Here is a 22,769-nt window from a genome sequence, read left to right as displayed (position 1 = left end):
CCAGCGTCTGCCCCCGCCGAAGCACCGGGCACGCGGCCTCAACAGACCGCGCGTGCAACTCCGGAGGCACCCATTGCCGCGCCCCAACCTGAGGCCGCGGCTCCTCAGGCTGCGGCTCCTCAGGCTGCGGCTCCTCAGGCCAGATCAGCATCGAATGAGCCGCCACGCCCGACAGCCGCCACGGCTTCGGCGCCCGTGTCTCCCGACATGCGGGTAAGCGAGCCGCAAGGGCCGGCCAAGCCTGAAATGAAGGATACGTCGATGCCGGTCGGCAAGGTGATCGACGCCGACAATGGTCCGATCAGGGCAAGGGAAAAACTGCCCGAGGCCAAGGGCCCGAACGGCGGCGATATCGACAGTGGCGGCGTCTTCCACAAGCGCCTCGGACCGGTGGATTTCTCCGCCTCGCTCAAGACCGGTCTCAGTGTCGTCAAGCGCAACCTGTTGATCGTCATGCTGTTCACGCTGGCCAGCAACGTGCTGGTGCTCGCGATACCGCTCTATCTCTTCCAGATCTCCGATCGAGTACTGACCAGCCGCTCGGTCGACACGCTGGTCATGCTGACGATCGTGATTGTCGGCGCGGTGATCCTCCAGGCGATGTTCGACGCAATCCGTCGCTTCATCCTGATGCGGACCGCCGTCGAGGTTGCCGCCCAGCTTGGTGCGCCGATCCTGAGTGCTGCGGCGCGTGCCGCGCTCCACAGCAACGGCCGCGAATACCAGACGCTCGGCGACCTGGGGCAACTGCGCTCATTCCTTGTCTCGGGCACCTTGCTGTCGCTGCTGGATGCGCCGCTTGCTCCATTGTTCGTGCTTGCCGTGTTTCTTGTGCATCCGCATCTCGGCTTCATCGTCGTCACATCGGCGTTGCTGTTGCTCGTGATCACCATCATCAACCAGCGCTCGACGGCTGCCTCGTTCAGCGAAGCCAATTCGTTCCAGAGCAAGGCCAACCTGCATCTCGACTCGATGTCGCGGAATTCGCAGATCATCAACGCACTCGCCATGATCCCGGAGGCTGTCCGCATCTGGGGCAAGGACACAGCCGGCTCGCTCAGGGCGCAGGTCCTCGCACAGGACCGCAACATCGCTTTCGCCGCGATGTCCAAGGCAGTCCGGCTGCTGACCCAGGTCACCATGCTCGGCTGGGGTGCGTATCTCGCGCTCGATGGCCATCTGAGTGGCGGCATGGTGATCGCCGCCTCGATCATCGCCGGCCGTGCGCTAGGCCCGATCGAAGGCGCCATCGAGGGCTGGAACCAGGTTGTGCAGTCACGCTCCGCCTATGGCCGCATCGCCAGCCTGCTGCAGACGTCGCCGCTCAATTTCGAGCGGCTCAACCTTCCCCGCCCGGAAGGCCGGCTCGATGTCGAGCGGCTGCTGTTTGTGCCGCAAGGCACCAAGCGTGTCGTGCTCAACGGCATCACCTTCGCACTCGCTCCGGGCGACTCTCTTGCCATCATCGGCAATTCAGGCGCCGGCAAGACCACGCTCGGCAAGATGCTGGTTGGTTCGATCCTGCCGACTTCAGGCAATGTGCGCCTCGACCTGATGGACCTGCGCAACTGGGACCAGCGCCAGTTCGGCGAAAACATCGGCTACCTGCCCCAGGACGTCCAGCTGTTCCCGGCCTCGATCAAGGCAAATATCGGCCGCATGCGCGAGGATGCGACCGACGCCCAGATCTACGAGGCGGCCCAATTGGCGGACGTACACGAGATGATCGCCACCTTGCCGCATGGCTACGAAACCTTCGTCGCCGCCGATGGCGCACCACTATCGGGCGGCCAGAAGCAGCGCATCGCGCTCGCCCGCGCCTTCTTCGGCAATCCGCGCATGGTGGTACTGGACGAGCCGAATTCAAATCTCGACGCTGCCGGCGACGCAGCGCTTGCCCGTGCGCTTCAGCACGCGAAGGAAAACAAGATCACCGTCATCACCATCACGCAGCGGCCGGCACTGCTGCACAGCGTCGACAAGATCCTGCTGCTGGTCAACGGAACGGTGGCCTTGTTCGGTCAGCGACAGGACGTACTCCAGGCGCTTGCCCAACGCGGGTTGAGCATCGAGGGCGGCTCGTTCGGCCATCAGATTCCTTGAGGGGACAATGTCATGAGCGACACGGCAATCGTAAAGGTCCACGATCTCGAATGGTACGCCGATGTGCCGCGCTCGATCGGTAAGCAGACTAAGATCGGCCTGTTGCTCATCGTGCTCACCTTCGGCGGTTTCGGCACCTGGGCTCTCACCGCTCCGCTCGCCGCAGCCATCATCGCACAGGGTTCGTTCGCCGCCGCTGGCCAGAACAAGATCGTCCAGCATCTGGAAGGCGGCATCATCAAGGAACTGCTGGTCAGCGAAGGTGATCGCGTACGCTACGACCAGCCGCTGGTCCGCCTTGACGAAACGGCGGCGCAAGCCAGCGAGCGCCAGCTCTTCCTGCGCCAGGTACGCCTCGACGCCATCGCCGCACGGTTGAATGCCGAGATCAGCGGCGCGCCTGAAATCTCCTTCCCCAGCAACGTCAGCGACAACATCCAGGATCCGGAGATCAAGCCGATCGTCGACGGTCAGCAGCTGAATTTCACCGCCGCACGCGGCAAGCTTCAGAGCGAGATCGGGCTGTTGAAACAAAACATCGCCGCCTATCGCTACCGTGCCGAAGGCTATCAGCAACAGCACGATGCGGTGCAACGGCAGCTGGCTTTGATGAAGGAAGAATATACCGGCAAGAAGTCCCTGCTCGACAAGGGCCTGCTCAGGGCCACCGAAATAAAGGCGATCCAGCGCGCCATGGCCGATGCCGAGGGACAGATCGGTCGCCTCGCCGCCCAGGGTTCCGAGATCGGCGCCGAGATCATCAAGCTCGACCAGCAGATCAAGCAGACAGAGGAAGCCTACAAGCAGGTCGCGCTCGAGCAGTTGCAGAACCTTGAAGGCGACCTCGATACGATCCGCGAGCAGCTTCGCCAGGCCAAGAGCATCCTCAGCCGTGTGACCATCAACGCGCCTGTCGCTGGCACCATCGTGCGCATGTATTACCACACCGCCGGCGGCGTCATCGAAAGCGGTAAGCCCATCGTCGAGATCCTGCCGTCAGACGTGCCGTTGGTAATCGAGGCACTGATCTCTCGCACCGACATCGACAGTGTCCGTGTCGGCCAGAACGCGACGGTGCAACTCACCGCTCTCAATCGCCGCACCACGCCGGTGCTCGAGGGCCAGGTGATCTATGTGTCCGCCGACGCCCTGCCCGACACATCAGGTCCAGTGGCGCGCGAAGTCTATGTCGCTCGCGTTAGCCTGGCGCCGGACCAGATCGCGCGGGTTCATGGCTTCACGCCGACGCCCGGGATGCCGGCGGAGGTGCTGGTCCAGACCGAGGAGCGGACTTTCTTCAGGTATCTGACCAAGCCGATCGCCGACAGCATGTCGCGCGCATTCATGGAGCGCTGAACGAGGGGGAAGCCATGACGATGAGGGGGACACAAATGCAGGTCGACGTCATTACCGATCTCGATACGCTGGCGAAGCTGCAGCAGGACTGGGAACGCCTTTACAAGGCTGACCCGGAGGCGCAGTTCTTCACCTCGTGGAACTGGCTGGTGCCTTACATGCGCTTTTACAAGGGCGCCTGGTTCGTGCTCGCCGCGCGCCTCGGCAGCCCCGGATCACCCTATGTGGCGCTGATGCCGATGCGCATGCGCACCCGCATGAGCGGCAAGACCGGCCTGTTTTTCAACGAGATCAACATGGCCGGCAACAATGCCGCCGACTACACCGGCGCCATTTGCGATCCTGTCCATGCCGAAAAGGCGCTGCAGGCCTTCGGCCGCCATGTCGCCCAGATGGGTTGGGCGCGGCTCAACCTCGAAAACCTGCGCATGTCGCGCGAGCGCATATTCGCCTTCATCGGTCAGTTCTCCCGCGACATCTTTGCGATGCGCGAGTTCAGCCGCGTCAACGCGGCGGACAATGTCGACAACTGCCGCTGCTTTGCTGCCGCCCTGCCGGATACCTTCGACGGCTATCTCGACAATGTGCTCAGCACCAACACCAGGCAGAAGCTTCGACGCTTCCTGCGCAAGGTCGATGCGGGCGAGTTGCGCATCACCCGCGCCGACGCCGACACCTACGAGCGCGACATCGACACGCTGCTTGAGCTCTGGCGGGTGAAATGGGGCGCCCGCAAGGGCGATCGGCTGGCGGCCATCCTGCACAACAATCGCCGCGTGCTGCGAGACAGTTTCCGGGCTGGCACGCTGTTCCTGCCGGTCCTGTGGCAAGGCGACCGGCCGCTGGGCGCGCTTGCCATCTTCGTCGACCCGGTCAAGAAGGCCTTGCTGTTCTTCATGGCCGGCCGTGACGAGGCGGTGACCTCCATCCCCGCCGGCCTGATCTTGCATGGCCACTGCATCAAGCTGGCCATCGAAAACGGCTTCACGACCTATGATTTCCTGCGCGGCGACGAGCCCTACAAGTTCGCCTTCGGCGTAACCGAGAGCAAGATCAACTGCGCGATGATCCATACCAAGAGCGGCCGCAATAACGGTGACCGTCTCGATCCCCGCTCGCTCCACGGCATCTTCTCCGAGGTCACGCGCTTCCACCAGCAGGGCCAACTGGCGCGAGCGGAGAACGGTTACCGCCAGATCCTTGCCACCGACTCCAACCATTCCCGCGCGCTCTATGGCATCGGCCAGTTGCTGGCGGCCAAGGGCGACCACCGCGAAGCGTTGGCACACTTCCAAACGCTTGCAACCTCGGTACCGACGTCATCCAAGGCGTGGCTCAGAATGGGAATGGAACTGCAGGCATTGTCTCGGCACATCGAGGCAGCGGATGCGTTCCGCAAAGTGCTGTCGCTTGCGCCAGACTTCGCGGCCGCCGAGTTCTCGCTGGCCAAGAGCCTCGCCGCGCTTGACCGCAGCGAAGAAGCCATCGACACGCTGGAAGCGCTTCAACACAAACTCGAAGCGGCGTCGCGCGACGACACACTGCTGGTCAAGGCCAGGGCGATGCTGGCGCGCGTCAAGCGGGAAACCCGGCCAAGTTACATCATGCTCAACCCGCAGCCGAAGGTGGCACAACAGCTTGTCAGCGCGCTGTAAGCGGTTGATCAAAAGGTCGAGGGCAAATGCGGCCGGCGGCTACGCCTGCCGCCGCAGGAAACGCATCTCGTCAGCGTCGATGCCGACCATGTGGCTGGCCGCCGGATAGGCGCCGTTGGCGATGTCGGCGGCATATCCCTTGAACGCGGCAATCCGCTCCTGCTGGATACGATCATACTCGGCGGCAAGGTTGCGATAGACCTTGGCATGGGGTAGGTAGGCCACGATTGAGCCCGAGCACATCCTCGGCAAACAGATATTGCGCGTCGCAGCCGGCGCGCCCATCGAGACCAACACCAGCGAGGTTCGCTCCGCGGGACCTGTATCCATGATGCAAGACCGAAGTGGCCTCATGGCTTAAATTATTCGCAACGTAGGACAGCATGCTCTGGCTTAATCCTTCTACTCGCCTCAAATGAATAGTAATAACTGCCTTCGCGCTGCGCAAATAAAACGGCTTGGTCCTCAAAAGCTATGGCGTCACTGGCTCGCTCGGCAGCGACCGCAAGGCGGCAGACGACCGAGGGCCGAAGCTGCATCTCGAAGGCATCAGCGACAGCGCGTAACGAGGCAACAACATCGGCAGTCGAGGATCCGTACCCATGCCCACTGGAATGGCGCTTTCGACGGTAAGAAGGCCGCCCAAATGGTGACGGTCGAGGTGTTGTAACGTGAGGCGCGCTGCTTTGGCCGCTTTCATCTTTTCCGGCGGAAACACGCTGAGCTCTCGTCTATCGGCCGTCTGAAAATTTGCGCAAGAACACATGTCGCTTGGCATCTAATTGTAAGAATGTGTTAGTTTGGTTCGAGCGTCGCATTGATTGTGAGAATCGTGGGCGTCAGATTCTAAAATTAACTGCATCTGGGAGAACGTTCGGTTCCGGTTTGCTTGTGCAGAGATTTTCTCGGCAAGGCTACTGAAGCGCTCTCTGTTGCCGCACATCATGTGACCGCGCAACATTCGGAAAATCTCCGGACCTTCATGCTCGACCCCGGCCAGCAGGGCTGGGCGCAGGTGGAGTGATACGATCGGACGTGCCGGCGTAGGCAGGCTCTCCTGCTCTGCAGCAAGGATATCATCGAGATCCCTAATGATCACACAAGCACCCTAAAGCGCCAAAGTTCGAGATCGCGAGAGGGGTATCTCGGAACGCGTCGCATTAGCAGAAGCCGGGCAATATCGGATGGCGATGCCCAGGTTCTGATGCCGCGTTCGGCTTCGTCGTCGAGCAATCTTTCGGAGCTGCCCTGTGATATTGACGGAAAGGGGAGGGGAATTCGCTTCCGCCAGCATCTCGGAGTTGATCCCCGCAGAGAGGGGCATGTGATGCGCTGGAGCCTGGCGCCGAGGAACTGGACTATCCCTCCATGTTGGACTTTCCCAGGCCCCGGCTGCGGGGCTATGCGCGAGAGACCGTTTTTATGGTGATTTTCTATTTAAAATCAATAGCGTAACTTTTTGACGGCTCGATCGTCGGAGTTTGAGCGTCGTCAGAAAGTATTTGCTAGCGATTTCAGTGAGTTATATGCTGCTTAAACAATAGAGTGGGTTTTGTCACGCGCGACGGCGGTGATGCCCTGCACGAAATCGAAGACGCTTTCGGGTGGACGGCCTAGGGGAATACCAGCGACGCCCTAAGATCGTAAGGCTTCGGAGCGTGCTACAAGCTACGGGCCGAGCGCAGCGACTGCCTCGGCTACGATCGCTGCTGGTTCCTTGGCAGTATCCAGCCGGATCGATTGCCCATCGGCGGCAAGAGGTTCCAAGACTTGGAATTGGCTTTCAAGAAGGGAGGCCGGCGCAACGTGATCTCTGCGGGCAAGCAGCCTTGAATTGATCAGGTCTTTTGCCCCGTGCAGGAACAAAAACTGGACGTTCCCAGTAGCTGCATCAGGAAATCCCTGTAACTCCGCTTCAGGACCGAGCAGGCGATCACGGCCGGCTGCCCCGTTTCTGCGGTTGCCAGCACGACGCCGTCATGTGCCGGGTGCAGGAACTTGTTCGAATGCCAGGAGGCAGCGAGCTTGCCGGCTTCTGCCTCGCCGTCGCCGATGACGCAGGCGACGACGAGATCGGGATTGTCGAAAGCAGCATCGTACTGATGGCCTCTCGCACGTTCGCCGGTTGCGGGGCGACATCGAAGCCGTCGATACTGGCCGCGCCATCGTCCGCCCTGAGCCGAGTGGACAGGATTTTCGCCGCCGTTGTCTTGCCCGCCCCGTTCGAACCGAGCAGTGCAAAGATACTGCCGCGTGCCACGTCGAAGTCCACGCCGCGCAACACATGCAGTTCGTACGACTTCTCCAAGCCCCGCACGCGAATTGCCTGGACTTGCTGCTGTGTCATCGACCGCGAAACTACCGCACTCCCACGCCTGAACGGATCCCAAACTCATGCGGCGCGGGCTGCAAGTAGAGCGTGGAGGGCTTCTGGCTTTAGGTGCGTATACCGCTTCAGCATCTTCCAGTCCTTGTGCCCGGTAACGAGTGCAACTTGCTCGATTGTGAATCCGGCCTCGAAAAGTCGGCTTGTGCCTTCGTGTCGCAAGTCGTGGAAGTGAAGGTCGTGGATACTCAGGTCGGCGCATCCGCGACGAAAAGCTGTGCCGACTGATCTGCCATTGAATGGGAAAATCCGATCATCGTTGTTACTTCGGCAGGCGCGCTGCTCCTCCACGATGGCCCATGCGTCGTATCCGCATGCAGCGAAAAGCGGAATGCGCTGGTTGTTTCCCTGCTTGTTTCGGGGATCCTTCCGGTCACGGATGAGAAGCATCCGGGTGCGACATTCCAGATCCGACCAACGCACCGTGCAGATTTCCTCTTGGCGCATTGCGGTAGCAACAGCGAAGCGGATGATTCGGCCAATTGGCGCGATCTGACGCGGGTTTGCGTCGAAATGCGAGATCAACCGGTCAAGTTCATCCTGGGTCGGACGACGGTCGCGCTCCTGCCCTTTGCCAACCAGACCTAGCTGTTTCAAAGCAATGCGGGCGAGGTCTACGGCCTCGATTGTAACGGGTAGGCCGTGAACTGCGGCCGCGTGAGACAGAATGAGCTTGATAGTGCCAATGTCGATGCCGAGGGTAGCAGGGCCTGCACCTTTTGCCGCTCGATCGCGGCCGAACCGAATGAGCCGCTCGCGATCGAGCGCCGCCATGTTGCACTTTCCAAGCTGACGCTTCAGCATATCCAGAGTCGCAGCTTTCGAGCGTCGAGGGGGCTTGCCGACGTCACACATGTCGTCGATATGAAGGTCGATGAGATCGCCGAAGGTTTTGAGGCGCGCGATGCGCGACTGATTTGGCGTTTCGCCACGATCAATCTGGCGCTCCGCCTCAAGGGCCCAGCGTCGGGCATCGTCTCGCCGCAAGAAGGTCTCGCTGACGTAACGGCCCTTGCGACGAACTTGAACGCGCCAGGAGCCGGAATGGAGTTTTGTGAAACTGGCCATTTTTCGTGTGCGCTCCGTGTGCACTCAGCCGTCGAACGGTGGCGAAAAGCGTCGCAATGTGGCGTAAATTCGTGTGCACTCGGTGCGACCTAACTAACTGAGACTACTAAGAAAATGATGGAATATCAAGAACATAGACTGGCCATTGCGCCCATGATGGACTGGACTGACCGGCATTGCCGTTTCTTCCATCGCCAGCTGACGCGCAAGGCGCTGCTCTACACCGAAATGGTCGTAGCCGACGCGGTCATCCATGGCGCGCGTGAGCGGCTGCTCGGTTTCGACGCCTGCGAGCATCCCGTTGCCCTGCAACTGGGCGGCTCCGATCCCGCCAAGCTGGCAGAGGCCGCGCGCATCGGCGAGGCGTTTGGCTATGACGAGATCAACCTCAATGTCGGCTGCCCTTCGGACCGCGTGCAGTCGGGTACGTTCGGTGCCTGCCTGATGAAAACGCCCGGTCTCGTCGCCGAAGGCGTCGCGGCGATGAAGGATGCGGTGAAAATCCCGGTCACGGTCAAGTGCCGCATCGGCGTCGATGATCAGGATCCCGAGCCGGCGCTCGATGTGCTTGCCGATGGCGTCTTTGCAGCCGGTGCCGATGCGTTGTGGGTGCATGCCCGCAAGGCCTGGCTCGAGGGGCTGAGCCCCAAGGAAAACCGTGATATCCCGCCGCTCGACTACGCGCGCGTCTATCGCTTGAAGGCGAGGATTCCCGACCAGTTCATCGGCATCAATGGCGGCATCCTGACGCTCGAGGAAACGCGCGCGCATCTCCGGCATGTCGATGGTGTGATGCTTGGCCGCGCGGCCTACCACACACCTGGCGTTCTGACCGGTGTCGACGCGACGCTGCAAGAGGCAACGCCTCCAGATTTCGATTTCGCCGCGCTGATAGAGATCATGGCCGATTATGCCGGCAGGCATATCGCCGCCGGCGGACGTCTTGGCCATGTCAGCCGCCACATGGTCGGATTGTTCCATGGCCTCGCCGGCGCGCGGCGCTACCGCCAGATACTGTCGACCGACGCCAACAAGCCGGGTGCCGGGCCGCAGGTGCTGCGCGATGCCTTCGCCGCCGTCGACCTCACGAGCCGCAGCGAAGCAGCGTAGGCTCGACCAGCAATGTTGTGATCGCGGCCACTGGGCGCGTCCAACATTCAACACCAGCGGTCAGCCGCCCTCGCAGACGGGTGAATTCGAATCCGGGCGCGGGCGCCCGGGACGCCGAACGACCACGCGTCGTTGCGCCGAAGGGCACGTCCTCGCGTTCCAACCGGGCATTGCGGGCTGGCCTCGCCATTTGGTTTGTGTGATCATTTGGCCGGGAGCATTTTCGAGGAGGGGCGGTTTCATGTGCCGATTGCTTGGTCGGGCCATCGCGCATGGGAGCAGCGCTTGATGGAAACGCCGCAATTGCCGGCTTTGCGATCCTATCACTCCTGGATCGCCAACGAGACGCTGGAAGATTATTCGCTGCGCTATGCGGCGCGGTCGTTTCGCCGCTGGTCTCCCTTCGTCATTGCCAACACGGCGCTTGGCGGAATCTCGTTTCTGGCCCTGGAAGCAATCGGCGGCGCGATCACGCTCAGCTATGGCTTCGCCAATGCCTTTCCCGCCATCCTTGTGACCTGCCTGTTTATTTTCCTGACAAGCCTGCCGATTGCCTATTATTCCAGCCGCTACAACATCGACATGGACCTGCTTACCCGAGGTGCGGGTTTTGGTTATGTCGGCTCGACCATCACCTCGCTGATCTACGCTACATTCACCTTCATATTCTTCGCCCTCGAAGGGGTGATCATGGCGCAGGCGCTCAACCTGTTTGCCGATGTGCCGCTGGTGTTGGGCTATGTCATCTCCTCGGTGGTCATCATCCCGATCACGTTCATGGGCGTGACACTGATCAGCAAGCTCCAGCTCCTGTCGCAGCCGATCTGGATCGCCATGCATCTGGCGCCGTTCGCCTACATCCTGTTTGCTCATCCCGACACGCTCGACGAATGGGCGGCTTTCGTTGGCAGCGATATCGTGGGTGAGGGGTTCAACTTCCTCGCATTCGGCTCGGCCATTGGCGTTTTGTGCGCGCTGTCGATCCAGATCGGTGAGCAGGTCGACTATCTGCGCTTCCTGCCCGACAAGACCCGCGAGAACCGTTTCCGCTGGTGGGCGGCGGTGATTGCCGCAGGCCCGGGCTGGATCATCGTCGGCGGCTTCAAGATTTTGTGCGGCAGCCTGCTGGCGGTGCTCGCTATCCAGGCAGGCCTGTCGCGCTCGACTGCGCTCGAACCCATCCACATGTACATCATCGCCTACGAGTATGTGAGCGCCGATCCGCGCGTCGTGCTCGCCCTGGCCGCGATCTTCGTGCTGATCTCGCAGGTCAAGATCAACGTCACCAATGCCTATGCCGGCTCGCTGGCATGGTCCAATTTCTTCTCGCGCGTCACCCACTACCATCCCGGGCGGGTCGTCTGGCTGGTGTTCAACATCCTGATCTCGCTGCTCTTGATGCTGCTCGGCATCTTCCAGACGCTGGAGCTGGTGCTGGCGGTCTATTCGATCATCGCAGCCGCCTGGATCGGCTCGATCTTCGCAGACCTCGCCATCCTGAAGCCGCTTCGGGTCAGTCCGGCGTTTCCCGAGTTCAAGCGCGCCTATCTCTACAATTTCAATCCCGTCGGCTGCGGTTCAATGGCGTTGGCGTCGTTCGTCGCCTTGTTGTGCTTCTCCGGTACCTCAGGCGTCATGGCGCAGGCCTATGCCGCGCCGATCGCCTTTGTCACGGCACTCACAAGTGCGGTGGCAATCGGTGTTGCGACCAAGGGGCGATACTATCTGGCGCGCCAACCAGTCCAGTTGCCGGCAACCATACCGGACGCCAATTTGTGCGCTATCTGCGGCGTCACCTACGAACGTTCCGACATGGTGCATTGCACCTTCTACGAGCAGCCGATCTGCTCGTTGTGCTGCAGCCTCGATTCCCATTGTCACGACGTGTGCAAGGCACCGGTCGGTGTTCTGGAAACATCGCGGTCGCGGTATTTCGGGCGGGCGCTGCCTCACATACGCGACAAGATCGCCCCTCATATGGGACAGCGTCTGCTCAAGGTGGTAGGTGTCTTGTTTACCTTGGCGGTGATTACGGGCGGCGTGTTCCTGCTTACCTTTCGGCTCATCGAGCCGGGGTCGGAACAGCCACATCTGGCCAGCGGCCCGCTGCTCCTGCGGGTCTTCCTCGCGCTGCTGCCGCTGCTGGGTATCGGCGCATGGTGGATCGTGCTGTCGCAGGAGAGCCGCGAACTTGCCGAGCGCGATCTTGTCGCCTCGCTGGAAAAGTTGCGGCAGACCCAAAGGGACCTGGCGAGCAACGAGCGCCTTGCCGCCATCGGCCAGATCACGGCAACCGTCAGCCACGAGCTGCGCAACCCGCTGGGCACGTTGGTAACGTCAGCCGACGTGTTGCGCCGCTCGCTGAAGAACGCCGACGAACCAGTGCTCAACGAGTTGCAACGGCTGCAGCGCAACGCCTGGCGCTGCGTGCGGATCATCGAGGACCTGCTGGATTTCTCGCGCAAGCACGCTTTGGTCGTCACGCCGATCCTGATCGACCGATGGGTGGCCCAGCATGTCGCCGAGCAGGACGCCACGCGGCCGATACAGCTGGATCTCGCCGCCGGATGCAGAGTATCGGCCGACGGCGAGCGGTTGCGGCAGGCGTTCTCCAACGTCCTGGCCAATGCGCTGCAGGCTTGCGAGACGGCGGATGACGCGGCGATTGTTGTCTCCACGCGTTGCGAAGGCGATAACGCCATCATCTGCGTTGCCGACAATGGCGCCGGCATGTCGCGCGAGACGGCGGCACGGGTGTTCGAGCCGCTGTTCAGCACCAAGGCGTTCGGCGTCGGATTGGGCATGCCGCTGGTCAAGCGCATCGTCGAGCAACATGGCGGCTCGGTGCTGATCGACAGCGAGCAAGGCGCTGGCACGCGCGTATCTATCGTGCTGCCGCGGGCAGGCGCTGGTTCGTCATGACCGACCAGACAGACCTGCAGACTGATTTCATCGGCGACGATGTCGTCCCGCACGGAGCGGACCCGGTCGAGAAGAAGAGGGTCCTCATCGTCGACGATGACGAGGACTTTGCCGCGAGCCTCGCCGGATTGCTTGAACTTGAAGGCTACCAGGCGATCATCGCGCATGATCCGTTGTCGGCGCAGCGCGCGCTGGCCTTGCACCAGCCGGCGGTTGCCCTTGTCGACGTGCGGTTGGGTGTCGGCAATGGCGTCGAACTGGTCCGGGCTTTTCGTCAGCAAAGCCCCGATCTCGTTTGTCTCATGGTCACGGCCTATGCCTCGGTCGAGACGGCGGTGGAGGCGTTGCAGGCCGGCGCCTATGACTATTTGTGCAAGCCTTTCTACAGCGCCGACCTGTTGGCGACCCTGGAGCGCTGCTTCGAGCGCACCCGCCTGATGGAAGAAAAGCGCCTGGTCGCCGAGCGACTTGGCCAGATGCAGCGCATCGAGGCGATGGGGCAGCTGACCGGTGGCATCGCACACGATTTCAACAACATCCTGGCTGTCCTGCTGGGCAATCTGCGCTGGCTGCAGGAGCATGTGCGGACCGAGCCCCAGCTGGCGCAGATGGTCGACGATGCGCTGGATGCGGTGAAGGCGGGTACGGATCTGACGACGCGCCTGCTCAATTTCGGCCGGCAGGAGGGAGGCGATACGGTCCGCGTCGACCTGGGCAAAGCGCTGCCGGACCTGATGCGCGTATTGGGCCGGACGCTGGACGACAAGGTCAGCCTCTCGCTGGAATTGGCGGACGACCTGCATGAGGTGGAGGTTCATCCGACCCAGTTGGAAACCAGCCTGCTCAATCTTGCGCTCAACGCACGCGATGCGATGCCCGACGGCGGCAAGCTTCGGTTCGAGGCCTGCAACTTTGTCGTCCGGCCCGACGACGCCCGCGTCGCCTCGGGCCTGTTGCCCGGTCAGTATGTCGTCATTTCGGTCATCGACACCGGACACGGCATGCCGGTTGCGGTGCGCCGCCGGGCGCTCGAACCGCTGTTCAGCACCAAGCCTGCGGGGAAAGGCAGTGGTCTCGGCCTGCCGATGGTCGATGGGTTCGTGCGCCAGTCAGGCGGCCGCCTCGGCATTTCCAGCAAGCCGGACGAGGGCACCCGGATCAACCTCTATCTGCCGCGCGCGCCTTAGTCCCGGCCCTGAGGGGCGAACATGTAGCCGACGCCGCGAATGGTCTTGATGAGCTGCGTGTCGCGCGCATTGTCGTGCAACTTGCGGCGTATCTTGCCGATCAGCACGTCGATGCTGCGGTCATAGGGCGTCCAGTTGCGGTTGGCGACGATGTCGAGGATCTGCTCGCGCGACAGTATGCGGCCGCGCCGTTCGACCAGCGCAGACAGGATCTGGAATTCCTGGCTGGTAAGCCGCACGTTTTCGCCGTTCGGCGACGACAGCTTGTAACGCGCTGGATCGAGCCGCCAACCATCGAAACAGACGGCAGCCGAGCGATCGGCCTCAGCCGGTTCGGGCAGGTTGATGCGCTTGGCAAAGCGTCGCATCACCGTCCGCACGCGCGCCAGAAGCTCGCGCGGCTCGAAAGGCTTGGTGATGTAGTCGTCGGCTCCCAATTCGAGGCAGACGACCTTGTCGATTGTAGTGTTCTTGCCCGAAAGCATGATCAGCGGCAGGTCGTATTGCGAGCGCATACTGCGTGCCAGGGTTACGCCGTCCTCACCGACAGGAAAACCGAGATCGAGGATGACGAGATCGAACGCCTCATCGGCCAGCGCGCGCCGCATCGAACGCCCGTCATGGGCACTGACGATGGCGTAACTTTCGCTCGTCAGGAATTTTTCCAGAAAGCTGCACAGCCGACGATCGTCATCGACAATGAGAATGCGTGATTTGGGGTCGGCAACTGTCATGGCCGCTACGATAATCGCAATTCGTGGGCCCGGTCGAGACGGGAAGGTGGCCATTGGTCGCGGTCAGCGTCGCTTGTCCGCGCGCGGACGGCGGCTGGCATCAGCCGCCTGTCGGTGGGTCTCTCTAACAATCTGAAAGTTATATCTAAAATTTCGGGGTTGTTGCGTTTGGCGGGCACTGACACAAGCCGTTTGGTTACAAAAAATTACATGGCAGGCAGGTTTCCGATGCATGGCGATTACAAGCCGCACCTAGCTTGGCCTCGCACGGCTGTGTCGGGTTGCATCGCGTTACTCGGCGCAAGGACGAGGAAGGCGCGCAAGCCAACCCTCCTACAAAGCCGGCAATTGAGGAGGAACAGCCCAATGCCACAGACAGTATTTTCAGTCGATTTGAACAAAGCGCCGGAAGATCATGCCATCAAGACGCACAACCGGTGGCACCCGGACATTCCGATGGTGGACCACCTCAAGCCGGGACACACTTACCGGGTGGAATGCCACGACTGGACGGGAGGCCAGATCGGCAACAACAACAGCGCCAACGACGTCCGCGACGTCGACCTGACGCGTGTCCACTATCTCAGCGGCCCGTTCGGCGTCGATGGAGCGGAGCCAGGCGACCTGCTGGTTGTCGATATCCTCGATCTCGGCGCCAAGCCCGACTCGGAATGGGGCTTCAACGGCCTGTTCGCCAAGGAAAACGGCGGCGGCTTCCTGACCGAGCATTACCCCGAGGCCAGCAAATCCTGCTGGGATTTCCATGGCATCTACACGACGTCGCGTCACATCCCTGGCGTGCGTTACCCCGGCATCATCCATCCCGGCCTGATCGGCTGCCTGCCGGACCACAAGCTGCTTGCCGAAGCCAACCGTCGTGAAGCCGAGCTGGTGGCGACCGATCCCGGCCGCGTGCCGCCGCTGGCAGCCTTGCCCTATTCCGATACGGCGCTGATGGGCCAGATGAAGGGTGATGCGGCGAGGAAAGCCGCAGCGGAGGCCTGGCGCACGGTTCCGCCGCGCGAACATGGCGGCAACTGCGACATCAAGAACCTGTCGCGTGGTTCGAAGGTCTACTTCCCGGTCTATGTGAAGGGTGGCGGTCTCTCGATGGGCGACATCCACTTCTCGCAGGGCGATGGCGAAATCACCTTCTGCGGCGCCATCGAGATGGCCGGTTGGGTCGACATCAGCGTCGACGTCATCAAGGGCGGCATGGCGAAATACGGTGTCATCAACCCGATCTTCAAGCCAAGCCCGATCGACCCGCATTTTGACGACTACCTCATCTTCGAGGGCATCTCGGTCGATGAGCACACGGGCGAGCAGTATTACCTCGACGCCCATGTCGCTTATCGCCGGGCCTGTCTCAACGCCATCGAGTACCTCAAGAAGTTCGGCTACTCCGGCGAGCAGGCCTACATGATCCTGGGCACCGCTCCTGTCGAAGGACGGATTGCCGGCATCGTCGACATACCCAATGTCTGCGCCACCTTGGCCATTCCGACGGCGATCTTCGACTTCGACATCAATCCCAACGCCCATGGACCCAAGAAGCAGGACTTCAAGGCCGACGTCGCCAAGACGACCTGATCAGGCTGCAACAGAACAACCAAGGCGACGGTCAGGAGCATTCCTGGCCGGCGCTTTCCTGGGAGGGGATTTCATGCTGCTCGGATTTGCATTGCTTTATGTCGGCGCCGTCCTGTTCCTGAACGGGCTTTGGCTGCTCGGGAAAATCGAGGACCGGGAAATCGTCGTCATCAACGTCGTCTCCGGCGTCGTGACGCTGTGCGCGTCACTCGCCTGGGCGTTCGGACCCAATGCCGACGCTGCGTCCATCAAGGGTGCGGCGCTGACGATCCTGTTTTCGACGACCTATTTTTGGGTGGCCTATAATAGGGTGGTGAAGGTGGACGGACGCGGTCTCGGCTGGTTCAGCCTGTTCGTCGCCATCACCACGGTTCCTGTCGCGGTACAGGGGCTTTCCACCGCCCAGACGTCGACCGATTTCTGGCTGGCGTCCAACTGGGTGATCTGGGGCGTGCTGTGGTTCCTGTATTTTCTGCTTCTGGCGCTGCAGCGGCCGATCCTGCGGCTGACGGCGATCGTGACACTGCTTGCAGGTATCGTCACCGGCTGGCTGCCCGGATTTCTTCTGCTGGACGGCAAGCTGTGATGCCGGCGCGCCTGGTCGGGCTGTAGCCCGGCGTGGCCGCTTGCGGGCGGGCGAGGGTTGTTTTGCCCGCCAGATTATTTCTCCTGATGCTTTTTGGAGGCTGTTTATGCCGCTCTACAACTATGTTTGCGACGATTGCGGACCGTTTGAAGAATGGGTGTCGATGCAGGACGCACTCAGCGCGTGCGCATGTCCGCAATGCGAGGAACAGAGCAACCGGGACGTTGCAGCTCCGCGCCTCAGCCTGATGAACGGCAAATTGCGCCGTGCACTGGCGCGTTCAGAGGCCAGCGGCACCGAACCGAAAGTGGTGAAGAAGGCGCACCTCAATGGTTGCGGTTGCGCCCTGTGCAAGATCGGCAACAAGCCGACGCCGACCCGCAAGAAATGGTCGATCGGCCACTAGGGGAGAACCTAGTCGCGCAGGATCATCCTGTCGCCGCGCACGTCGAAGCCCGACAGCGAGCCGATGAAATTCATGCCGAGCAGGCTTTGCTCGAGCCCCTGGTCGGCGACGAGCATCGGCAGGTTCTTGCGTTCGATGGCGCCGAGCTGAACGGTGGCAGCCGTGACCCGCGCCGCATGCGCAATGCCATTGGCGGTCGAGACAGGCATTGTGAAGCTCAGGCTTTCAAGATCGAAACCGGCGCGGCGGGCATCGGCCACCGTCAGCACGGTGGTGGTGGCGCCCGTGTCGACCATGACATCGATGGTCTGGCCGTTGACCTGCATGCGCGCGCCAAAATGTCCGTTGGTCAGTTTGTCCAAGGTGACTGTCGCGCGGCCGTCGCCATCCAGTGCCGACATCGGGCTTCCGGGCACGAGGCCGGCGGAGATGCGGCTGGCGACATCCTGCAGTTCGTAGCGATACTGATAGCCCGCGACAAACACCAGCACGATCACCACCCAAAGGGCGAGGCTGCGCACCGTGTCGCCGAGGCGCGTGCCGCGCCGCAGGATGCCGGCACCGATGACCAGCAAGAGCGCGCCGATGTAGATCAGCTGGCCAAAGCTGTCATTGTTGAGACCAAGCGTTTCGCCGGACGAATGGTTGAACAGCAAAAGAAGCAGTCCGCCGCCGAGCACGGCAATGGCGACCCAATAAAGCCGGCTCATGTCTGTCTGGTATCCTCAGTTGGATGCGTTTTCGCGGGACATGCGCGAACGGCGGGTCTCGCGGCGGGGCTTGCGCTCGATGGTTGCGAGGCGGGCGGGCAAGGTTGCCATGACGGCGCGGCGCGTCTCGGGTGTCATGCTAAGCCAGGCGCCGACCTCGTCACGGGTGCGGCCGCAGCCGAAGCAATAGCCGGTCGTATCGTCGATCGAGCACAGCATGATGCAAGGGGATTCAATAGCGGTCATCGCGTCGTCCATGGCGGATAAGCTTTTGCGCTGATGTATACACTGCGCCAGCCACAGATGATGTAGCCTGCGCGTCATTGCAAGCGCTATCCCGCGACGTCACGTCTCGCCGCCTCATCGCCATCTCACGATTGTTTTCGCTCGTTGAGGCGGCTATGCCGCGCATGACGATGATGAACGGCAGGCCTCCCCGATGACCAGCGCTTCCCCCTTTGACGATTTCCGCAACCTGTTTGCGCATCTGCCCGAGGGCGATGTCGCCCAGGCAGGCAAGGTTTGGGCGCTGTTTGCCAAGGCCGACAAGCCGAAAGGCTCGCTCGGTCGCATCGAGGATATCGCAGCCTGGCTTGCCCGCTGGACGGGCCGCGCGCCGCCCTCCGTGCTCAAGCCGATGGTCGCCATCTTCGCCGGGAATCACGGTGTCGCGGCACAGGGTGTGTCGCCACGGGCAATGGAGGCCACGGCCCAGCGGGTCGAGCTGTGCGCCGCAGGCGGCGCTGCGATCAACCAGATCTGCCTTGCCAACGACCTTGGCCTGAAAGTGCTCGATCTGGCGCTGCACCTGCCGACATCAGACATTACCATCGAGCCGGCGCTCGACGAGCGCGGCTGCGCTGCCACCATGGCCTTCGGCATGGAAGCGATCGCCGGCGGCAGCGATTTGTTCTGCATCGGCGACCTCGGCGTCGCCAACACCACCATTGCCGCCGCTCTTTGCGCGGCACTGTTCGGCGGCAAGGGCGCCGACTGGGTGGGGCCGGGTTCCGGCGCTGACGCTGCCATGCAGGCCCGCAAGGCTGCAGTGGTCGACCGGGCGCTGGCGCTGCATGGCCCTCATATCAAGGACCCGTTCGAAGCCTTGCGCCGGGTCGGCGGGCGCGAATTCGCCGCCATCGCGGGTGCCATCCTTGCGGCGCGCATGGAAAAAATCCCGGTGCTGCTCGACGGCTTCGCAACGACCGCAGCCGCTGCCGTGCTTTACGCCGTCGACCGGACCGCACTCGACCATTGCATGTTCTCGCACGTCTCGACCGAGCCGGGCCATGCCCGCTTGCTGGCCAAGCTCGGCGCGCGGCCCTTGCTCGGGCTTGGAATCGATCACGGCGAGGCGGTTGGCGCCGGGCTTGCCGCTGGATTGGTCAAGACCGCAGCGCAGATCAGTTCGGGAATGGCGGCGGCGATCCGCTGATCTAGCGACGGCCGGCGGCACTGCGCGGCGTCGCCGAAGGCAGGTCGTCGAGCACGCGGGCAGCGGGGAAGATCGCAATTGCCTCGGTGCCCTCGCGCAACTTCGAGCGCAGTTCGAACTCGCCGCCATGAAGGGCAAGAAGGCCCTGGACGATAGGCAGGCCAAGGCCGGTTCCCTGTTCGGCGCTCTTGATGGCAATCGAGCCCTGGCCAAAAGCCGACAGCACGACGGGTATTTCGTCGGCGGGAATGCCCGGACCCTTGTCCTTGACCGAGATGTACTGACCGCCGCCGGCGGTCCAGCCGACGCGGACGCGGATTTCGCTGCCCGTCGGCGAAAACTTGATGGCGTTGGACAAAAGGTTGAGCGTTACCTGGCGGATGGCGCGCTCGTCGCCGAGAAGGCGTGGCAGCGACGGCTCGAACTGCTCGACGATCTTGAGATCCTTGTTGCGCGCCTTGAGCTCCATCATGTGGCAACAATCCTCGACCACCGAGAGTAGCATCAACGGCTCCTCGTTGAGCTGGTAGCGGCCGGCCTCGATGCGCGACAGGTCGAGGATCTCGTTGATGAGGTCGAGCAAATGTTGACCGGACTGGTGGATGTCGCGGGAGTATTCCCGATAGGTCGGGCTGTTGATCGGGCCAAGCACCTCGCTGGCCATGACTTCCGAAAAGCCCAGGATGGCGTTGAGCGGGGTGCGCAGTTCATGGCTCATCGTGGCCAGGAAGCGCGACTTGGCGAGATTGGCGTCTTCGGCGCGGCGGCGGGCCTCGTCCGACATTGACTTTGCCGTTTCCAGTTCGGCAATCAGCGCGTCCATTTCTGACCGGGCGGCCATCAGCAGCAGCGCCGACCGCTTCTTGATCCCGGCGACGAGCGAAAAGAACGGCAAGGCGGCGACCAACAGCGCGACCATGACCATGCCAAGCGGCTCGGACAGCTTGACGCCGAAGGCGGCATAGGCGGCGACGGGAACGACGAAGGTCGCGGCCAGTGCACCGCGCAGCGACGATGCCACGATCGCGGTCGCGGCCATGGCAACGAGCAGGAAGGCGCCTTTGACGATGGACAGCAGGCCGGGTTCGCAGGCGGCACAGGTCATGGCGGCCAGATAGGCCCAGGCGAGGCCGGTGACGAAATGGCCAATGAGGAAATTGCGCCGGATGGCCGATGGCGTCATCGCCGCAGGCGCTGCCTCGTCGGCGCGACGGGCAAGCAGCGCCAGCCCGACATAACCCATCATGGCGACAAGCGACCATTTGAGGATGGCATCGTCTGCGCCGAGCAAAAGGCCGATGCCGGCGAAGATGACGACCAGAAGCGGCAGGGTAACAGAATTGGCCCTGATCGAGCGGGCGTGCAGCTTCAGCAACTCGCGGTCGAACGCCAACCCGCCCGGCTGCTGGGCCAATTGATCGCGTGTCTTGCGCACAGCACGAGCGACATCGCTGTTGCGATGGCGTTTCCTGCGGTCCACAATGATCTTGTCCGCCGTGTTAGAGCGTTGCAACGGCATGTGATAATTCAGTTTTCGCGCGCGCTTAATCTCAAGTCTGCACGCTACGTCCGAATGATTAAGGGATTGTTTGCCATATGAGCCGTTCGTGGTCGGGCAGGCCGCGACAGCGGTATTTCAGGCGCCCGCGCAGCCGTTGGCGCAAGTTTCTCGACTATGCGTTGGCAGCTGCCGTGCTCGGACTGCTGATCCTCGTTTCGGCGCGTCTCGACAGGGTGGAAACGCGCAAGACTGAGGGCGTGGCCGTCGTCAACGACGGTGATTCGATCACGCTGGGCACCGAGCGCATCCGCCTGCGCGGCATTGACGCGCCGGAATATTCCCAGATTTGCAGGAAAGACGGCGTTGAGTACCCCTGCGGCCGCCGCTCGCGTGAGGCGCTGTCGAAACTTGTCGCCGGGCGCCAGGTGACCTGCGCTGGCTGGGAGCGGGACAAGTACGGCCGGTTTCTTGGCGAATGCACGGCTGCCGGAACCGATCTCAACCGTTCGCAGGTGGAGGCCGGCTGGGCGGTTGCCTATGGCGGCTACGAAGCCGAGGAAGCTGCCGCGCGCCTCGGCCGAAAAGGTCTTTGGGCCGGCGATTTCGACCGTCCCCGCGACTGGCGCAACATGCATGGCGACATGGCTGAAATCGAACACGGCGGCTATGGGCGCATACTCAACTGGTTGCGGGAAATCTTTCGATTCTCGTAGCTTGCGGCTTATGCTTGCAAAGTCGGGACAAGTCTGAGGAGGCAGAAATGAAGCTGTTTGACGGGGGGCGGGCGCCGAACCCGAGGCGCGTGCGCGTATTCCTGGCCGAAAAAGGCATCGATGTTCCCAAGGTTTCCGTCGACATGGGCGCGATGGAGCACAAGAAGGCGGACGTTTCCTCGCGTAATCCGCTGCAGCGGCTGCCGGTGCTGGAGCTCGACGACGGCACCATCCTCACCGAAACCGTCGCAATCTGCCGGTATTTCGAAGAGCTTCAGCCCGAGCCGGCTTTGTTCGGACGCGGCGCGCTCGGCAAGGCCAAGGTCGAGATGTGGCAGCGGCGGATCGAGCAAAACCTGTTCCAGCCGGTATCCTTCGCCTTCCGTCATATCCACCCGGCGATGAGGGAATGGGAAATTCCGCAGGTGCCCGAATGGGGCGAGGCAAACAAACCAAAGGCCATCGAGTTCCTGGCTCTGCTCGACACGGAACTTGCCTTGCGTGAATTCGCCGCCGGAGACGAGTATTCCATCGCTGACATCACCGGGCTTTGCGCTCTCGACTTCATGAAACCGGCGAAGATCGTGATGCCGGATGAGTTCTCCAACGTCCGACGCTGGCATCAGGCACTGGCAACCCGCCCGAGTGCCTCGGCCTGACAATGTCCGTTGAACTCGACAGCCTTGTTGCCGAGATCAAGGCGTGCCGCATCTGCGTCGAGCGGCCATCGGGCAAACCTTTGCCACACGAGCCGCGGCCGGTGTTTGTGCCGTCGTCGAGCGCGCGTATCCTCATCGCCGGGCAGGCGCCTGGCACCAAGGTGCATCTGAGCGGTGCGCCTTTCACAGATGCCTCCGGCGATCGCCTGCGCGATTGGCTGGGCGTGCCGTCGGAAACTTTCTACGATCCTGACGCCTTTGCCATCGTGCCGATGGGCTTTTGCTTCCCGGGGCAGGATGCCAAGGGCGGCGACCTGCCGCCACGGAGGGAATGCGCGCTGGCCTGGCGGGCCCGGCTGATGCAGCTGATGCCGCAGATCGACCTCGTGCTGGCGATCGGCCAGTACGCGCAGCGCTGGCACATGGGCGCGGAGCGATCAGCATCTCTCACCGACACCGTTGCCGACTGGCGGTCGGTCTGGGCGCGTTCGTCCTTGCCGCATGTGCTGCCTTTGCCGCATCCGTCCTGGCGCAATACCGGCTGGATCAAACGCAATCCGTGGTTCGAAATGGAATTGCTGCCTTTTCTCCAGGCGGAAATCCAGCGTCGCCTTTCCTAGGCGATGTGGAAATCGATACCGAAGA

18 protein-coding genes and 5 pseudogenes are annotated in these 22,769 nt (G+C 62.2%); 14 read left to right on the top strand and 9 right to left on the bottom strand.

Annotated features, from left to right (window positions below):
- Window positions 1–246: 246 nt before the first annotated feature.
- From J1C56_RS05165 to J1C56_RS05155, 3 genes are read left to right on the top strand one after another with little or no spacing between them, the layout of a single operon-like run.
- Entirely contained in the window at window positions 247–2,103 is a 1,857-nt protein-coding gene (locus J1C56_RS05165) for a type I secretion system permease/ATPase (RefSeq protein ID WP_246591125.1), read from the top strand.
- 12 nt (window positions 2,104–2,115) lie between these two features.
- Complete coding sequence (locus tag J1C56_RS05160; protein ID WP_214386572.1) at window positions 2,116–3,459, top strand: HlyD family type I secretion periplasmic adaptor subunit; 1,344 nt, start codon at window positions 2,116–2,118, stop codon at window positions 3,457–3,459.
- A 20-nt stretch (window positions 3,460–3,479) separates the two neighbouring features.
- Complete coding sequence (locus J1C56_RS05155) at window positions 3,480–5,114, top strand: GNAT family N-acetyltransferase (protein ID WP_246591124.1); 1,635 nt, start codon at window positions 3,480–3,482, stop codon at window positions 5,112–5,114.
- A gap of 39 nt (window positions 5,115–5,153) precedes the next feature.
- On the opposite strand, the pseudogene J1C56_RS05150 reads toward J1C56_RS05155, so the two are convergent.
- Both J1C56_RS05150 and J1C56_RS33415 read right to left on the bottom strand, forming a co-directional pair.
- Window positions 5,154–5,429 (bottom strand): annotated as a pseudogene (locus J1C56_RS05150) (3-methyl-2-oxobutanoate hydroxymethyltransferase); the annotation flags it as partial.
- Window positions 5,430–5,476: 47 nt separating this feature from the next.
- Window positions 5,477–5,668 (bottom strand): annotated as a pseudogene (locus tag J1C56_RS33415) (hypothetical protein); the annotation flags it as partial.
- A 763-nt stretch (window positions 5,669–6,431) separates the two neighbouring features.
- Here J1C56_RS33415 and J1C56_RS32785 point away from each other — a divergent pair.
- Window positions 6,432–6,533 (top strand): annotated as a pseudogene (locus tag J1C56_RS32785) (nucleotidyl transferase AbiEii/AbiGii toxin family protein); the annotation flags it as partial.
- A gap of 544 nt (window positions 6,534–7,077) precedes the next feature.
- On the opposite strand, the pseudogene J1C56_RS32780 reads toward J1C56_RS32785, so the two are convergent.
- The 3 genes and pseudogenes from J1C56_RS32780 to J1C56_RS05135 form a co-directional block, all read right to left on the bottom strand.
- A pseudogene (locus J1C56_RS32780) lies at window positions 7,078–7,219 on the bottom strand (phosphoketolase family protein); the annotation flags it as partial.
- Window positions 7,220–7,275: 56 nt separating this feature from the next.
- Window positions 7,276–7,461, bottom strand: a pseudogene (locus J1C56_RS32775) (ATP-binding cassette domain-containing protein); the annotation flags it as partial.
- 45 nt (window positions 7,462–7,506) lie between these two features.
- Window positions 7,507–8,568 (bottom strand): tyrosine-type recombinase/integrase, encoded by a 1,062-nt coding sequence (locus J1C56_RS05135; RefSeq protein WP_214386568.1) that lies wholly within the window; start codon window positions 8,566–8,568, stop codon window positions 7,507–7,509.
- Window positions 8,569–8,682: 114 nt separating this feature from the next.
- Here J1C56_RS05135 and dusA point away from each other — a divergent pair, with 114 nt between their 5' ends.
- The 3 genes from dusA to J1C56_RS05120 all read left to right on the top strand — a co-directional run bounded on the left by dusA (window position 8,683) and on the right by J1C56_RS05120 (window position 13,787).
- Window positions 8,683–9,678 carry a tRNA dihydrouridine(20/20a) synthase DusA gene (gene dusA / locus J1C56_RS05130; RefSeq protein WP_214386566.1) on the top strand — a complete coding sequence of 332 codons (996 nt, stop codon included), beginning with the start codon at window positions 8,683–8,685 and terminating at the stop codon, window positions 9,676–9,678.
- Window positions 9,679–9,966: 288 nt separating this feature from the next.
- Window positions 9,967–12,600, top strand: a complete 2,634-nt coding sequence (locus J1C56_RS05125; protein ID WP_214386564.1) for an ATP-binding protein — start codon at window positions 9,967–9,969, stop codon at window positions 12,598–12,600.
- A complete protein-coding gene (locus J1C56_RS05120) occupies window positions 12,597–13,787 on the top strand; it encodes a sensor histidine kinase (RefSeq protein WP_214386562.1) in 1,191 nt (396 codons plus the stop codon). The genes J1C56_RS05125 and J1C56_RS05120 overlap by 4 nt, the downstream gene beginning before the upstream one ends.
- Here the strand turns inward: J1C56_RS05120 and J1C56_RS05115 are convergent.
- Window positions 13,784–14,521, bottom strand: coding sequence for a response regulator (locus J1C56_RS05115; RefSeq protein WP_214386560.1), 738 nt, complete (start codon window positions 14,519–14,521; stop codon window positions 13,784–13,786). The genes J1C56_RS05120 and J1C56_RS05115 overlap by 4 nt on opposite strands.
- Window positions 14,522–14,887: 366 nt before the next feature.
- Here J1C56_RS05115 and fmdA point away from each other — a divergent pair, with 366 nt between their 5' ends.
- The 3 genes from fmdA to J1C56_RS05100 all read left to right on the top strand — a co-directional run bounded on the left by fmdA (window position 14,888) and on the right by J1C56_RS05100 (window position 17,106).
- Window positions 14,888–16,114 (top strand): formamidase, encoded by a 1,227-nt coding sequence (fmdA, locus tag J1C56_RS05110; RefSeq protein WP_214386558.1) that lies wholly within the window; start codon window positions 14,888–14,890, stop codon window positions 16,112–16,114.
- A 73-nt stretch (window positions 16,115–16,187) separates the two neighbouring features.
- Window positions 16,188–16,700, top strand: coding sequence for an AmiS/UreI family transporter (locus J1C56_RS05105; RefSeq protein WP_214386557.1), 513 nt, complete (start codon window positions 16,188–16,190; stop codon window positions 16,698–16,700).
- A gap of 106 nt (window positions 16,701–16,806) precedes the next feature.
- On the top strand, window positions 16,807–17,106 hold the full coding sequence (locus tag J1C56_RS05100; protein ID WP_214386556.1) for an FmdB family zinc ribbon protein: 300 nt from the start codon (window positions 16,807–16,809) through the stop codon (window positions 17,104–17,106).
- Window positions 17,107–17,114: 8 nt separating this feature from the next.
- On the opposite strand, the gene J1C56_RS05095 is transcribed toward J1C56_RS05100, so the two are convergent.
- Both J1C56_RS05095 and J1C56_RS05090 read right to left on the bottom strand, forming a co-directional pair.
- Window positions 17,115–17,816, bottom strand: coding sequence for a TIGR02281 family clan AA aspartic protease (locus J1C56_RS05095; protein ID WP_214386555.1), 702 nt, complete (start codon window positions 17,814–17,816; stop codon window positions 17,115–17,117).
- A 15-nt stretch (window positions 17,817–17,831) separates the two neighbouring features.
- Window positions 17,832–18,062: a DUF1289 domain-containing protein gene (locus J1C56_RS05090; protein WP_214386553.1), complete on the bottom strand. Its 231-nt coding sequence runs from the start codon at window positions 18,060–18,062 to the stop codon at window positions 17,832–17,834.
- 193 nt (window positions 18,063–18,255) lie between these two features.
- Between J1C56_RS05090 and J1C56_RS05085 the strand changes: the two genes are divergently transcribed.
- On the top strand, window positions 18,256–19,251 hold the full coding sequence (locus tag J1C56_RS05085; protein ID WP_214386551.1) for a nicotinate-nucleotide--dimethylbenzimidazole phosphoribosyltransferase: 996 nt from the start codon (window positions 18,256–18,258) through the stop codon (window positions 19,249–19,251).
- Between the two features lies 1 nt (window position 19,252).
- Here J1C56_RS05085 and J1C56_RS05080 read toward each other — a convergent pair whose 3' ends face one another.
- The gene (locus J1C56_RS05080; RefSeq protein ID WP_214386549.1) at window positions 19,253–20,770 is read right to left on the bottom strand and encodes a sensor histidine kinase; all 1,518 of its coding nucleotides are present in this window, start codon (window positions 20,768–20,770) and stop codon (window positions 19,253–19,255) included.
- Window positions 20,771–20,847: 77 nt separating this feature from the next.
- Here J1C56_RS05080 and J1C56_RS05075 point away from each other — a divergent pair, with 77 nt between their 5' ends.
- From J1C56_RS05075 to J1C56_RS05065, 3 genes are read left to right on the top strand one after another with little or no spacing between them, the layout of a single operon-like run.
- A complete protein-coding gene (locus tag J1C56_RS05075; protein WP_214386547.1) occupies window positions 20,848–21,465 on the top strand; it encodes a thermonuclease family protein in 618 nt (205 codons plus the stop codon).
- A 47-nt stretch (window positions 21,466–21,512) separates the two neighbouring features.
- Entirely contained in the window at window positions 21,513–22,124 is a 612-nt protein-coding gene (locus J1C56_RS05070; protein ID WP_214386545.1) for a glutathione S-transferase, read from the top strand.
- 2 nt (window positions 22,125–22,126) lie between these two features.
- Window positions 22,127–22,744, top strand: a complete 618-nt coding sequence (locus J1C56_RS05065) for a uracil-DNA glycosylase family protein (protein ID WP_214386543.1) — start codon at window positions 22,127–22,129, stop codon at window positions 22,742–22,744.
- The last annotated feature ends 25 nt before the right edge of the window (window positions 22,745–22,769 follow it).

Origin of the sequence: Aminobacter anthyllidis (assembly GCF_018555685.1) — a bacterium.
Classification (GTDB): Bacteria; Pseudomonadota; Alphaproteobacteria; order Rhizobiales; family Rhizobiaceae; genus Aminobacter; species Aminobacter anthyllidis.
This window is presented reverse-complemented; position numbering and strand designations above follow the sequence as displayed.